The sequence below is a fragment of the Bacillus multifaciens genome, from assembly GCF_030756675.1.
Classification (GTDB): Bacteria; Bacillota; Bacilli; order Bacillales; family Bacillaceae_G; genus Bacillus_A; species Bacillus_A multifaciens.
Window position 1 is genome coordinate 79719 of the sequence record NZ_JAVBXD010000001.1, and the last position, 13217, is coordinate 92935.

General features: G+C 36.8%; 16 protein-coding genes. 4 read left to right on the forward strand and 12 right to left on the reverse strand.

Going from position 1 to position 13217, the window contains the following annotated elements:
- Window positions 1-10: 10 nt before the first annotated feature.
- Window positions 11-556, reverse strand: coding sequence for a hypothetical protein (locus tag Q9306_RS00455; RefSeq protein WP_371932282.1), 546 nt, complete (start codon window positions 554-556; stop codon window positions 11-13).
- 119 nt (window positions 557-675) lie between these two features.
- Entirely contained in the window at window positions 676-1095 is a 420-nt protein-coding gene (locus tag Q9306_RS00460; protein ID WP_306194120.1) for a MarR family winged helix-turn-helix transcriptional regulator, read from the reverse strand.
- A 162-nt stretch (window positions 1096-1257) separates the two neighbouring features.
- Between Q9306_RS00460 and Q9306_RS00465 the strand changes: the two genes are divergently transcribed.
- Window positions 1258-1917 (forward strand): SIMPL domain-containing protein, encoded by a 660-nt coding sequence (locus Q9306_RS00465; RefSeq protein ID WP_306194122.1) that lies wholly within the window; start codon window positions 1258-1260, stop codon window positions 1915-1917.
- Window positions 1918-2051: 134 nt separating this feature from the next.
- Entirely contained in the window at window positions 2052-3341 is a 1290-nt protein-coding gene (locus Q9306_RS00470; RefSeq protein ID WP_306194125.1) for an NCS2 family permease, read from the forward strand.
- A gap of 31 nt (window positions 3342-3372) precedes the next feature.
- Here the strand turns inward: Q9306_RS00470 and corA are convergent, their stop codons facing one another.
- The 9 genes from corA to spoIIM all read right to left on the reverse strand — a co-directional run bounded on the left by corA (window position 3373) and on the right by spoIIM (window position 11722).
- The gene (gene corA / locus Q9306_RS00475) at window positions 3373-4335 is read right to left on the reverse strand and encodes a magnesium/cobalt transporter CorA (protein ID WP_306194128.1); all 963 of its coding nucleotides are present in this window, start codon (window positions 4333-4335) and stop codon (window positions 3373-3375) included.
- A 77-nt stretch (window positions 4336-4412) separates the two neighbouring features.
- Window positions 4413-5717, reverse strand: coding sequence for a pyrimidine-nucleoside phosphorylase (locus Q9306_RS00480; RefSeq protein WP_306194130.1), 1305 nt, complete (start codon window positions 5715-5717; stop codon window positions 4413-4415).
- Between the two features lie 7 nt (window positions 5718-5724).
- Window positions 5725-6546: a purine-nucleoside phosphorylase gene (locus Q9306_RS00485; RefSeq protein ID WP_306194133.1), complete on the reverse strand. Its 822-nt coding sequence runs from the start codon at window positions 6544-6546 to the stop codon at window positions 5725-5727.
- 12 nt (window positions 6547-6558) lie between these two features.
- Window positions 6559-7743 (reverse strand): phosphopentomutase, encoded by a 1185-nt coding sequence (gene deoB / locus Q9306_RS00490; RefSeq protein ID WP_306194135.1) that lies wholly within the window; start codon window positions 7741-7743, stop codon window positions 6559-6561.
- A 651-nt stretch (window positions 7744-8394) separates the two neighbouring features.
- Window positions 8395-9156, reverse strand: a complete 762-nt coding sequence (locus Q9306_RS00495) for a FixH family protein (protein WP_306194137.1) — start codon at window positions 9154-9156, stop codon at window positions 8395-8397.
- A 120-nt stretch (window positions 9157-9276) separates the two neighbouring features.
- Complete coding sequence (xerD, locus tag Q9306_RS00500; RefSeq protein WP_306194140.1) at window positions 9277-10167, reverse strand: site-specific tyrosine recombinase XerD; 891 nt, start codon at window positions 10165-10167, stop codon at window positions 9277-9279.
- Between the two features lie 6 nt (window positions 10168-10173).
- Window positions 10174-10404 (reverse strand): YqzK family protein, encoded by a 231-nt coding sequence (locus Q9306_RS00505; protein ID WP_306194142.1) that lies wholly within the window; start codon window positions 10402-10404, stop codon window positions 10174-10176.
- 104 nt (window positions 10405-10508) lie between these two features.
- On the reverse strand, window positions 10509-10964 hold the full coding sequence (fur, locus tag Q9306_RS00510; protein ID WP_035429393.1) for a ferric iron uptake transcriptional regulator: 456 nt from the start codon (window positions 10962-10964) through the stop codon (window positions 10509-10511).
- Between the two features lie 107 nt (window positions 10965-11071).
- Window positions 11072-11722: a stage II sporulation protein M gene (gene spoIIM / locus Q9306_RS00515; protein ID WP_020059431.1), complete on the reverse strand. Its 651-nt coding sequence runs from the start codon at window positions 11720-11722 to the stop codon at window positions 11072-11074.
- Window positions 11723-11846: 124 nt separating this feature from the next.
- Between spoIIM and Q9306_RS00520 the strand changes: the two genes are divergently transcribed.
- Complete coding sequence (locus Q9306_RS00520; protein WP_306194148.1) at window positions 11847-12398, forward strand: GNAT family N-acetyltransferase; 552 nt, start codon at window positions 11847-11849, stop codon at window positions 12396-12398.
- A gap of 27 nt (window positions 12399-12425) precedes the next feature.
- Here Q9306_RS00520 and Q9306_RS00525 read toward each other — a convergent pair whose 3' ends face one another.
- Entirely contained in the window at window positions 12426-12965 is a 540-nt protein-coding gene (locus Q9306_RS00525; RefSeq protein ID WP_306194150.1) for an NUDIX hydrolase, read from the reverse strand.
- Window positions 12966-13039: 74 nt separating this feature from the next.
- On the opposite strand from Q9306_RS00525, the gene mciZ reads away from it, so the two are divergent.
- Window positions 13040-13168, forward strand: a complete 129-nt coding sequence (mciZ, locus tag Q9306_RS00530; protein WP_306194151.1) for a Z-ring formation inhibitor MciZ — start codon at window positions 13040-13042, stop codon at window positions 13166-13168.
- The last annotated feature ends 49 nt before the right edge of the window (window positions 13169-13217 follow it).

Here is a 13217-nt window from a genome sequence, read left to right on the forward strand (position 1 = left end):
TCCTAGGAGGCTATTTTACATTCTTCCGTTTTTCACTATAGTTCTTCTCCTCATCTGTTCCGAATCCATTACCATTTGCCAAAATTTGATCTGTCGGTGCAACAATACTTTCAGCAATTTTCCAGTCTCCATACTCTCGAACAAATACTTGTAAAAAGTAGTTCGTTCCATTCATTTGATATATGTTTTCTTTTTTCACATCATACTGCACAGCCAAATAGTACACTTGTACATTTTCTTTTCCGAATTTTGATACATATTGAGAAACTCTCGGCATATAAATTGAAGCTTTCGTTAGCGACATTTGTTTTATACCGACGAGAGATGAATGCTTTATATTATATAAAGTATCTTGATGATGAATACGATCATTATGATGAAATAATACAGACGTTTGCATCGAACGTATCCATAATTTTGAATATAAAACAGGTTTATGATTTGAGATATATTCCAGTTCTTTTTGGACAATTTGATTTGGTGACGCTGCACGTATCTCAGTGCCGTAACATAATAAACATATACCGATAATTCCAAGCGAAACCATACGCTTCATTGTTTGCCTCCTATTTCATATACGTAAAGTATAGGAATTTCAGGCTATTTTTATGCAACGTATCCATCCTGCATGATGAAGCCATAAAAAATAGAAAAGCACAAATTGCTTTTCTATTTTTATATGACTCTATCGAAGAGATCTAACGCCATTTCAATTTCCTGGTCGCTCCAGTCCTGAAACTTCTCTCTATAATATTCTTTTCGAACATTTTCCAGTTTTTCAGCAACTTCTCGCCCGCTATCTGTAATTTCTAAATACACAATGCGTCTGTCTGAATTCGATCGTTTTCTCATTACAAGTCCCTTACGCGCAAGACGATCTGTAACTGCTGTAATATGACTAGATGTAACATTCACTTCACTTGCAATTTGCGATGCCATTTGTGGACTTTTCCAATATAACGCACGTAGTACAGAAAATTCATTCCATGGCATATATTCAGAAAAAAGTTCATTAATATCACTTTGTAATAAGCGTAGCATTTTTCGAAAGGAAGTAGATAAGTTTAAAATTAGCGCTTCTCGTTTTTCGTTCACTGTTCTCGATCCTTTTTTATAATATTTACACATTATTATAATGCATGAATACCATAATTGTATATATTTTCTTTCTACTTAGATTTTCTGCTCTATTTTTAAATTTAAGGAAAAAATGGACTTCCTTCTTTCATATAAATAAAGAAAGGAAGGTGAACAATCATGCAAATGGGCATGCCCCCCTATTCACACGAGTTACGTAATGGCAAGGAAGCAACGATTACTGTACAAGGTGAAGGCATTGTGAAAGCAAAACCGGATGTTGTCGTGCTCACAATCGGTGTTCGTACTGAAGATCAAAATATAAAACAGGCGCAAGCAGAAAACGCTGCTCTTTCCGCTAATTTACTTGCTTCTTTAAAACAACTTGGAATTACAGAACAAAATATTAAAACACTTTCTTACACGATTACACCACAGTATGAATACGTAAACGAAAAGCCTGTCTTGCGAGGTTATCAAGTTGAACATTTATATGAGGTTATTGTACTCAATGTCCAAAAAGCAGGCGAAGTATTTGAAGCAGCCGTAGCAAACGGAGCAAATGTTGCCAGAGGACTCGTATTTCGCGTTTCTGCACCGAATGCTTATTACAAACAAGCATTAGTACTCGCTGTGCAAAACGCACAAGAAAAAGCAAGGACAATCGCTAGTACATATAATCTAAATATAAATCCCGTTCCTTTGTCTCTCGTTGAAGAGTCTTCTCATATGCCGCGGGAATTTGTTGCTTATTCAGCTGTTCATAGCGGCGCTCCCCCTATTCAATCAGGCGAAATAGAAATCATTTCAACTGTACGTGCCGTTTTTACCTATATGTAATTATATATCTAGCAAAAAAGAAAACGTTCTCATTTAATTGTTGTAAAAAACATTTGTTTTGATATAATAATAGACGGTGAACCTTACATAAGGATATCACGGGTGGGAGAGGGATATGAAAAAGAAGGTTTAACATGAAAGGAATTCTTGAGAAAACATTTAAATTAGACTTACATCAAACGTCACCAAAACAAGAAGTGCTCGCTGGTGTAACATCATTTTTCACGATTGTTTATATTATGATTGTGAATGCATCCATTTTATCAGATGCCGGCATTCCTCTTGAAGCAGGAATTTTAGCAACAGTATTCAGCTCATTTGTCGGATGTCTATTGATGGCATTTTGGGCAAATGCACCGGCGATTCTTGTACCAGGTATGGGAGTAAATGCGTTCTTTACGTACACAGCTGTGCATACGCTTGGTTTAAGTTGGCAAGAAGCATTAGCAGCAGTATTTGTCGCTGGTATTATTTTTACAATTGCCGCATTTACACCAATTGCTCGCACACTTTCTGCTGCAATCCCACAATCGTTAAAAGAAGCGATAACTGTTGGTATCGGACTCTTTTTAACATTTATCGGTTTGCAAAAAGGCGGCCTTGTCGTCGCGAATTCGAATACTGCTGTTGCATTAGGAAAACTAAGTAGTCCAGTTGTTCTAGCAACACTGCTTACTCTTATCGTTGCTTTAGTTTTATTTATTCGTAACGTACGTGGAAACTTTTTGTGGACGATTGCAATTGGAACGGGAATCTCTTGGTTATTTGGTATTGTAGATACAAGTCAAGTTGGTAATAGCTCATTTTCATTTGCTAACTACGGTGATGTTTTTGGTGCAATGTCGTTCGGAAAACTGACTTCTTTACCATTTTTAATCGCAACGTTCTCATTGAGTATGGTACTCATTTTTGAAAACATGGGACTTTTGCACGGTTTATTAGAAGATCAGCGTAAATTCCCTCGTGCTTATCAAGCAAATGCAATTTCAGCGATGACATGCGGTCTATTCGGCACAAGTCCAACTGTTTCTACAGTAGAAAGTGCTGCTGGTATTACAGCGGGCGGTAAGACAGGTCTGACGTCTATCGTCACTGGCGGATTATTCTTTGCCTCATTATTTGCTTTACCGTTTGTAAAATTGATTCCAGATAGCGCAATCGCTCCAATCTTAATTATTATTGGCGGTTTAATGATTACAAACATTCAACAAATTCCTCTGAACGATTTTTCAGAAGGATTTCCAGCGTTTTTAATCATTGTTATGATTCCGCTCACATATAGCATTGCTGATGGTATTGCTTTTGGATTCATTGCATATCCAATCTTAAAAGTAGCACTTGGTCAACATAAACAAGTTGCAAAACCGCTTTATGTTATCACATGTCTCTTCTTAGCCATGTTTGTGTTACATGCCATTGGCTAAAGAAAAAACGCCGGGAATTCCCGGCGTTTTATTATTTAAACCAACCCTTCTTATAAAACCAGACCATCATGCCGCCACCTATAAAGGCCATTATGGCTAAACAAATATAATAGCCATACTCCCACTTTAATTCTGGCATATGATCAAAGTTCATTCCATATACCCCAACAATAAATGTTAATGGCATGAAAATAGTTGAAAAAACCGTTAATGTCTTCATGATGTTATTCATATGATGAGAGTTAAGCGAAAAGTAGCTATCGCGAATATCAGCTGTCAGCTCTCGGCTTGCTTCAATCATTTCGGCAAGCTTTAAAAGATGATCATGAATATCTTTAAAATAAATTTCATGTTCATTTACACCATAAAAGCGCGTTGAATTTAAAATACGATACAATAAATCACGCATTGGTACAATTGTTCGTCGTAATTTTGATAAATCAGAGCGAATATCAAATACCTCTTCTAATACAACACCAGCGGTATCTCCCGTTAAATTATCATCAATGGCATTTAAATGATCTTCAATATAATATACAGGAGCAAAATAATCATCGACAATTTGGTCAATAATCATATGGGTCACATGAAGAGTGCTTCTCTTTATGCGCTGTTTTTCCCCAAGTTTATTCCACGCCCGTTCAATCGCCTTATTATGTGAAAAGTGAAAAGATACAACAAACTGATCACTAACGAATAAATCAATTTCATGCGGCTCTAATCCCTCTTCACTAAAAGCATGAAGAACTAAAAAATTATACCCTTCATAAAAATCCACTTTCGGCCTCTGCACGTACTCCAAACAATCTTCAATCGCAAGGGGATGGAATTTAAAATAATCTTGTAAAATATATGTATACTCTTCTTTCGTCGGTTTACATAAATCCAGCCAAAACCATACGATATCTTCTCGCTTCGTTTCTTCTAATGACACGTCATATAATACTTCATTTTCTTTTGTTACTGCACAAATTCTTATCATAATTTCACCCATTATTATTATATGCAAAAAAAGCTAAGGAGAAAACTCCCTAGCTTTTTTATCTCATAATTCGTGGACAAATTGTCACTTTATTTCTCAACGATGCCGTGTACTAACTTCGGTGCATCTAGATGATTTGCAGACACTTTCATGTTTTCATAAATTTTTTGTTTTACATCTTCTACATTTTCACGGTTTGCGTAAATTGTTACAAGTGATTCGCCTTTCTTCACGCTATCGCCAACTTTTTTACGAAGCATAAGACCAACTGCTAAATCAATTTCAGATTCTTTCGTTGCGCGTCCTGCACCAAGAAGCATCGCTGCTGTACCAATTTCATCTGCGACAATTTCAGATATATAGCCATCTTCTTTTGCTTCTACTTCAATCATATATCGCGCTTGCGGAAGTTTCGTTGGATCATCCACAACTGAAGCATCGCCGCCTTGTGCTGCTAAAAATGTTTTAAACGCTTCTAGTGCTTTGCCATTGTTCATCACTTCAATTAGCTTTTCACGTGCATCCTCTAAAGAAGAAGCTTGTCCAGCTAAGTATACCATTTGACTTCCAAGTGTTAAACATAACTCTTCTAAGTCTTTTGGTCCTTTTCCTTGCAATGTATCAATTGCTTCCTTCACTTCTAAAGCGTTACCGATTGCCTCACCAAGTGGCTGACTCATATCAGAAATAACAGCCATTGTTTTACGTCCAACATTGTTCCCAATACGAACCATCGCTTCTGCTAATTGCTTCGCATCCTCATCCGTTTTCATAAATGCCCCCGCACCTGTTTTTACATCAAGAACGATTGCATCCGCACCAGCTGCAATTTTTTTACTCATAATAGAGCTGGCAATTAACGGGATAGAGTTTACCGTTGCCGTCACATCACGAAGTGCATATAACTTTTTGTCAGCAGGCGTTAAATTACCACTTTGTCCGATAACAGCAATTTTATTTTCGTTTACAAGACGAATAAATTCCTCGTTTTCAATTTCTACATGGAATCCTGGAACTGCTTCTAATTTATCAATTGTACCACCTGTATGCCCAAGGCCACGCCCAGACATTTTCGCAACTGGTACACCTAAAGCAGCTACTAATGGACCTAATACAAGTGTAGTTGTATCACCAACACCACCTGTTGAATGCTTATCTACTTTTACACCTTCAATCGCTGATAAATCAATTGTATCACCGCTATTTACCATTGCCATCGTTAAATCAGCACGTTCCTGCTCATTCATATCTTGGAAGAAAATTGCCATTGCAAGTGAACTCATTTGGTAATCTGGAATATCACCATTTGTATACCCTTCAATGATAAAATTAATTTCTTCTGTCGTTAATGCTTTGCCATCACGTTTTTTCGCAATTAGGTCCACCATTCTCATTGTAAACTCATCCTTTCATTTGTTTTACAATTTCTTTTACAAGTGCTAAGAAGTTTGCTTTTACACGCTCTGTTGTTTCAATTACTTCCTCATGATTAAGCGGCTGATCTAAAATACCCGCTGCCATATTTGAAATACAAGAAATACCAAGTACTTTCATACCAGCATGACGTGCTACGACAACTTCTGGCACAGTTGACATTCCGACAGCATCGCCGCCAACTGTACGGATCATACGAATTTCTGCAGGTGTTTCATATACAGGACCTGTCATCCCAGCGTATACGCCTTCTTGTACTTTAATATTTAAATCAGCTGCAACTTGTTTCGCCATTGCACGAAGATCTTTACTATAAGATTCAGACATATCAGGGAAACGTACTCCCATTTCAGAATCATTTGGTCCGATTAATGGATTATAGCCCATGAAATTAATGTGATCTGAAATTAGCATTAAATCACCTGGTTCAAATGATGTATTTACACCACCAGCTGCGTTTGTAACCACAACTGTTTCTACACCTAATTCTTTCATAACACGAACTGGGAATGTTACTTTTTGCATATCGTATCCTTCATAGTAGTGGAAGCGACCTTGCATTGCTACAACTGTAACTCCTTGAAGTGTACCGAATACCAATTGACCGGCATGACCTTCAACTGTAGATACAGGAAACTCAGGAATTTCATTATAAGGTACTGCTACTGCATTTTCGATTTCATCCGCTAATACACCTAAACCTGAACCAAGGATTAGTCCTACTGTTGGTCTTTCTGAAAATTTACCTTTTAAATATGATGCAGATTTTGAAATTAATTCACGATTCATTTTATATTCCTCCTATTTACCTAGCTCGTTTAAGAAACTTTTTCCGTATTTTGGCATTGTTACATTGAAGTTTTCGGCAACTGTTGCACCGATATCAGCAAATGTTTGACGAAGTGGCAATTCTTGTCCACCATTTTTCATACTTGGGCTATACGCTAATAATGGTACATATTCACGCGTATGGTCTGTACCGTAGTGAATTGGGTCATTACCATGGTCAGCTGTAATAAGTAATAAGTCGTCTTCTTGTAACTTTTCAAACACTTCAGTAAGGCGTGCATCATATTCCTGCAACGCTTCTCCATATCCTTGAGGATCACGACGATGACCGAATAGCGCATCAAAGTCAACTAGATTTAAAAAGCTTAAACCAGTAAAGTCCATGTTCAATGTATCTACAAGTTTATCCATGCCATCCATGTTGGATTTTGTACGAAGAGACTCTGTTACACCTTCTCCATCATAAATGTCAGAAATTTTGCCAATTGCAATTACATCATAGTTAGTATCTTTTAATTCGTTCATAACTGTGCGACCAAATGGTTTTAAAGCGTAGTCATGACGGTTCGGTGTACGTGTAAAGTTTCCTGGCTCCCCAACGAATGGACGAGCAATCACACGGCCAACCATATATTTTTCATCAAGTGTTAACTCACGTGCAATTTTACAAATGTTATATAATTCTTCAAGTGGTACAACTTCTTCATGAGCAGCAATTTGCAGTACGCTATCAGCAGATGTATACACGATTAATGCGCCTGTTTCCATATGCTCCTGTCCAAGCTCATCGAGAATTCCTGTTCCAGAAGCTGGTTTATTCCCAATGATTTTACGTCCTGTTCTCGCTTCTAGCTCATCCAGTAATTCTTTCGGGAATCCTTCTGGGAACACTTGGAACGGCGTATCAATGTATAAGCCCATGATCTCCCAGTGTCCTGTCATTGTATCCTTACCCATAGATTTTTCTTGCATTTTTGTATAATATGCAAGCGGCTTCTCTACTTTTGAAATCCCTTTCATTTCACGGATATTTCCAAGACCTAAATTCATCATGTTTGGCATTTGTAATCCATTCATATGCTCTGCAATATGACCTAATGTGTCAGACCCTTTATCGCCATATTTCTCAGCATCTGGTGCTTCTCCAATTCCTACGGAGTCCATTACGATAAGGAAAATACGTTTATATTTGCTCACAACTGTAACCTCCTATATATGCTACTAATGTAGTATGTTCAAATCGCTGTAAAAACTTCCTTCTTCTTCTAAGTCAGATGTCAGACATCTCCTACAGCTACTATAACATGTTTACGCTTTCTTTTTAAGAAATTTTTATCACATTTCATATTTTATACACATTTCATTGTAATCTATTCTGCACAGAAGTGCTAATAAAACCGCTATATTTCTCAATATATATAAATCCATTTTGATTTCTCAACATCTAAGTCGCTGCTATGGAGAGAAAACGGAACCTACACTTGCTTTCTCCCTTTGTTTTAAACCTTGCGCGTGGCAGGAAAAGGCACTGACCACTACTATACATAGCCAGTCCCTCTCGACCATTTAAAAAAACGCTTTTCTATCGGTTTTTCATAGAGTGACTGAATATATGAATCCATTTTGATTTTCCGACATATAGATTGCTGCTATGCAGAAAAAAAGGAGCTTCCACTCGCTTTCTCCCTTTGTTTTCACTTCGCATGTGGCAGGAAAAGGCACTGACCGCTTCTATGCATGGACAGATGCTCTCGCCCACCTAAAAAAGATGGTTTTATGTCGGTTTTTAACTTGGATTTATATAGTTACCAATAATAAATAAAAACAGCTCTTTCAAAGAGCTGTTCCTTACTTCACTTCAACCGTTTCTTCTTTATGGTCATGAAGATCACCTTTGCGTACATGAACCTTCATTTTATATGTGCCTGCTTCTTTAAATGTATGAGTGCTTGTATATTCACCTTTGTTCCCTTCTTTTGCTGGAACAAACTCGTGCTTTTCAGCACCATCTTTCCAAATTTCAAGTTGAACTACCGCACCAGTTAATGCTTCTTCTTTTTGTTTTACATGTACCTTCATTGTAGATTCTGTATTTGCTTTTACACCATCTGCCATAAGATGAATCATTGTCTCACTTTTATGATCACCATGACCTGCTTCATGACTATCATGAGCTTTCTTTTCGTCTGTTACTTTTGCATTTCCAACCGCTACTTTTACTTCTGGCATCACATGCATATCACGTGCATTTGTATGTGCAATAATATGGTAAACACCTTCAGATGGGAATGTTTTATCGATTGTATAAACGCCGTTTCCTTTATGCTTCGCGTTTAGCATTTCTTTTTTCTCTTCGCCATCTTTCCAAATTTCAAATTTCACATCATCTGCATCTGTTACTTTTTCTTTCCCTTGTGTAACAATTGCTTGTACTTCTACTTTTTCATTCGGCTTTATTGTTTCAGGGTTTGTTTTCACTTCAACTTTTACTTCTTCAAGCTGTTTATCTGTTTTCGCTTTCTCGTCTGATTTCGTATTACAACCAGCTAAAGCTAGCATGGCGATAAATAATGTAATTAAAAGTTTCTTCATTATAACTTCCTCCTTCATTCTATATTAGTATAGAGGACATATGCGTTCATATTCTAGCCTTCTGCTGAAAACAATGTACGAAATGTTTGTGAAGTTTTTGTGAAGTTTCTTCTCATAATAGCAAAAGGACATGAAAACTCATGCCCTTGGGTGGAACTGTTTATATACATCTTTTAATCTAGTTTTTGAAACATGTGTATAAATTTGTGTTGTTGAAATATCAGCATGGCCAAGCATTTCTTGTACCGCTCTTAAATCTGCCCCATTTTCTAATAAATGCGTTGCAAAGGAATGACGCAATGTATGCGGTGTAAGTTCTTTTTGAATATTTGCTTCTTTTGCAAGTCTCTTTAAAATTTTCCAAAATCCTTGGCGTGATAAACGATTTCCATGATGATTTAAAAAGAGTGCTTCGGCCGTCTTCTTCCCTAATAGTTCCGGCCTTCCTTTTTCAATATAACGCTGAATCGCTTCTGCCGCTAAGCTGCCAAGAGGAATAATTCTCTCTTTATTTCCCTTTCCAACGCAACGAACAAAACCCATTGTTAAATGTACATCAGCTATGTTCAATTCAATTAGCTCAGAAACACGTAATCCTGTTGCATATAATAACTCTAGCATAGCCTTATCACGGATTCCGAAGGCACTCGTTGCTTTTGGCGTTTGTAATAATGCTTCTACCTCATCAATAGATAACACTTTCGGTAATTTACGCTCAGCTTGAGGCGTTTCAATATGTACAGATGGATCATGTTCTACTACACGTTCACGTAATAAAAATTGATGAAACGATCGTACAGATGCAATGTGACGCGCCAGCGTTTTCGAAGATTTATCATTCTCTTTTAGATGATGCAAAAAGTTTACAATATGCATTCGCGTTACATCATGAAACGATGTAACCCTCTCTACTTTTTGTAAATACTTCATATAACTTTTTAAATCGCGTTCATATGATACAACTGTATTTTTAGCTAATCCTTTTTCAACAACCATATAATGAATAAAATCTTGTAATTGATCTTCCAATCTCCTCTACTCCCCATTTTCATAGAAAAAAATCATTCTGTTTACAAAAGCATCTTTCGCTGGTTCTTCTGTTCCAGATACTTTTTCTACCATTTCTTCTTTCGGTTTTTCATAACGATGATAACTTTCATATTCTTCATTTATCCATAGTATAGCGAAATAAAACAAAATGGTACAACTGGTAAACAATAAAAATACTTTCATACCATCAAAAATAACTTTTATTGCTCGGCTCATTGTAAATTCCTCCAAAATATATGTTATTACAACATATGCCAAGCTTTTCATCATTTATACCTAATGATAAATAAAAAACCTCTTCCTAATTAAATAGGAAAAGGTTAATTTTCTTCTGTTAATTTTTCTTGACAATTTTCACAAATACCGTGGAACGTTAAACGATGGTCCTTTACTTTAAAGCGCCACTCTTGTTCTACTCTTTTTTCTACTTCGCCAAGTAAATCTTCTTGAATTTCTTCTACTGCACCGCATTCCGTACAAATTAAATGATGATGAAAACGTGATGCTCCCTCTTGGCGTAAGTCATAGCGCGAAACACCGTCACCGAAATTAATCTTGTCGACAATCTTTAACTCGGATAATAACTCCAAAGTCCGATAGACGGTTGCAAGTCCGATCTCTGGCGACTTTTCTTTTACAAGGAGGTAAACATCTTCCGCGCTTAAATGGTCTTCTTCATTTTCTAGCAGCACGCGAACCGTTGCTTCACGTTGTGGTGTTAACTTATAACTTGCTGCATGTAATTGCTTCTTAATTCGATCAATTCTCTCTTCCATTCGGTACTACTCCCTCCCTCGCCACTCTTACCCCATTATATCAGAAGAAGGGCAACTGTCAAAACAAAAATAATCAAAATTACTTGATAATAATTCTCAAAGTATAATTATTTTTTATTAATAGTATCCATGACTTGCTTCATAAAAGTTGGCGATGCATACGCTTCAATCCCTGAAGCAACTGCTAACACCACACCGATAATAAGAAAAAAGCAAGTGTAGCGCATAAAAAGTGGTAGCAATGGCTCATTTACTTTCCGAATAAATTGATGACGAATCATCCGCAATGAAAAGCTAGCTGCAATCGTCGTCATAATAAGAAACGTCGGTATGATAATCACATTTTGTGGAAGCACAGCCACAAATGCTAATAATAGGCCGTTCCATCCGAGTTGACTCACTAAAAATCCTACTGTAAACCCAACAACGACTCCTTTTAAAAATAATAAAATAAAAATAAGTGGTAAGCCGATGATGGAAATACCTAAAATCCAAATAAAGCCAATATATTTCAGTTGCGATAAGTAACTTTCTCGAAACATCTCTCCTGCATTTGCAAATTGCCCTTTGGAAACTTGTCCAAAAAAACGACTCAAATAAAAGTACAAATCTTGCTTTTGACTTACTTGTAAACTATTCACAAGAATGGCTCCAAAAATAACCCCCATTAATAAAAGAACTGCTACAAATACATAAAGTGAAGCATGTTCTTGTACATGATATGTTACACGATCTTGCCAAGATGATTTCCTTAACATATTACGTCCCTCCGTCCTTTCTCTTACTAGAATGTATGAGAGAAAGAAAAAAGTATGACGAATTAACATTGAAATTCCACGCCACTTTGCTAAACTTAAAAGAAGAGAATAGGAGGGATTTCGTTTGAAACAACTATTATTAGATTTTCCAACATTATTTCAGACTGAGCGCTTACAAGTGCGGAAACCGTTCCCAGGTGATGGAGCGGAAGTTTACGAAGCAATCCAAGCATCTTTAGAAGAATTGCAGCCATGGATGACGATTACACACGAAACTGAAGAAACAGCAGAAGCAGCAGTTAGAGCGGCACATGGAAAGTTTTTACTTCGTGAAACATTACCGTTCCATCTATACGAGAAAACATCAGGTACTTTCATCGGTGCACTCACTCTTCACCCAGAAAATTGGGATATCCCAAAGTTTTCTATTAGCTTTTGGCTACATAGCTCTTATACAAAACAAGGCTATATGACAGAAGCATTAAAAGGAGCTGTTCAATTCGCTTTCGATAAACTGGGAGCGAAACGTCTTGAAATTCGCTGTGATGCGAATAATACAAACGCACGATTAGTTGCAGAGCGCCTAGAGTTTATTCTAGAAGGTACGCTCGAAAATGATTTCCTTGCTCCTGATGGTAGTTTATGTGATACGTGTGTATACGCAAAAATACAATAAAAATAAACACTCGCATAAAGCGAGTGTTTATTTTTTCAGTTGTAAATATTGAATTGCAAACATTGTCTTTGCATCATGAATACGTTGCTCTTTTATTAGTTGCAATGCTTCTTCTAATGATACTTCCATTAACTCAACGAACTCATCTTCATCAAGATCCGCTTTATCTTCTTTCTTCTTCAAGCCAGTTGCTTCATATACGTACACAATTTCATCTGCAAACCCTGGTGAAGTGTAGAATGACGTAATGAGCTCCATATTATCACATATGTACCCGGTTTCCTCTTCTAATTCACGAATTGCTGTTACTTCAGGTTTTTCTCCCGGTTCCAACTTTCCAGCAGGAATTTCTATAAGCGTTTTTTCCATCGCTTTACGATACTGTTCAACTAACACAATTTTCTCATCATCTGTAATAGCAATAATCGCTACCGCACCAGGATGCTTCACAATTTCACGTTTACTCGTCTCACCATTTGGCAATACTACTTCATCAACACGAACTTTAATGATTCTTCCATCAAAAATAGGCTCAGTCGCAACCGTTCTTTCTTCAAGATTACTCACAAGACTTCATCTCCCTGTTCTATTTCCTAATCTTTCTTCATACATTCTATCACATTGAAAGGAGCGAAACGAAAATGAAAGTGTATATTTTACCAAATCGAGTAACGTTAGTCGGAAAAGCTTGGGAAATTCGTCATATGCTAAAGCAATATGAACAACGTTATAAAACTGTTCATAATTGGATTACAAATACACAAAAGTAAAGTGTTTGTGTAACTCCTTACGCTTTCGTACAATAACAGTAAGGAGGAG

Excerpts from the sequence above, each read along its gene's own strand:
- Q9306_RS00495 (WP_306194137.1), bottom strand. The coding sequence starts at position 9,156 with ATGAAGGAGGAAGTTATAATGAAGAAACTTTTAATTACATTATTTATC.
- mciZ (WP_306194151.1), top strand. The coding sequence starts at position 13,040 with ATGAAAGTGTATATTTTACCAAATCGAGTAACGTTAGTCGGAAAAGCT.
- Q9306_RS00505 (WP_306194142.1), bottom strand. The coding sequence starts at position 10,404 with ATGAGCCGAGCAATAAAAGTTATTTTTGATGGTATGAAAGTATTTTTA.
- spoIIM (WP_020059431.1), bottom strand. The coding sequence starts at position 11,722 with ATGTTAAGGAAATCATCTTGGCAAGATCGTGTAACATATCATGTACAA.
- Q9306_RS00485 (WP_306194133.1), bottom strand. The coding sequence starts at position 6,546 with ATGAATCGTGAATTAATTTCAAAATCTGCATCATATTTAAAAGGTAAA.
- Q9306_RS00480 (WP_306194130.1), bottom strand. The coding sequence starts at position 5,717 with ATGAGAATGGTGGACCTAATTGCGAAAAAACGTGATGGCAAAGCATTA.
- Q9306_RS00465 (WP_306194122.1), top strand. The coding sequence starts at position 1,258 with ATGCAAATGGGCATGCCCCCCTATTCACACGAGTTACGTAATGGCAAG.
- Q9306_RS00455 (WP_371932282.1), bottom strand. The coding sequence starts at position 556 with ATGAAGCGTATGGTTTCGCTTGGAATTATCGGTATATGTTTATTATGT.
- fur (WP_035429393.1), bottom strand. The coding sequence starts at position 10,964 with ATGGAAGAGAGAATTGATCGAATTAAGAAGCAATTACATGCAGCAAGT.
- Q9306_RS00470 (WP_306194125.1), top strand. The coding sequence starts at position 2,052 with ATGAAAGGAATTCTTGAGAAAACATTTAAATTAGACTTACATCAAACG.
- corA (WP_306194128.1), bottom strand. The coding sequence starts at position 4,335 with ATGGGTGAAATTATGATAAGAATTTGTGCAGTAACAAAAGAAAATGAA.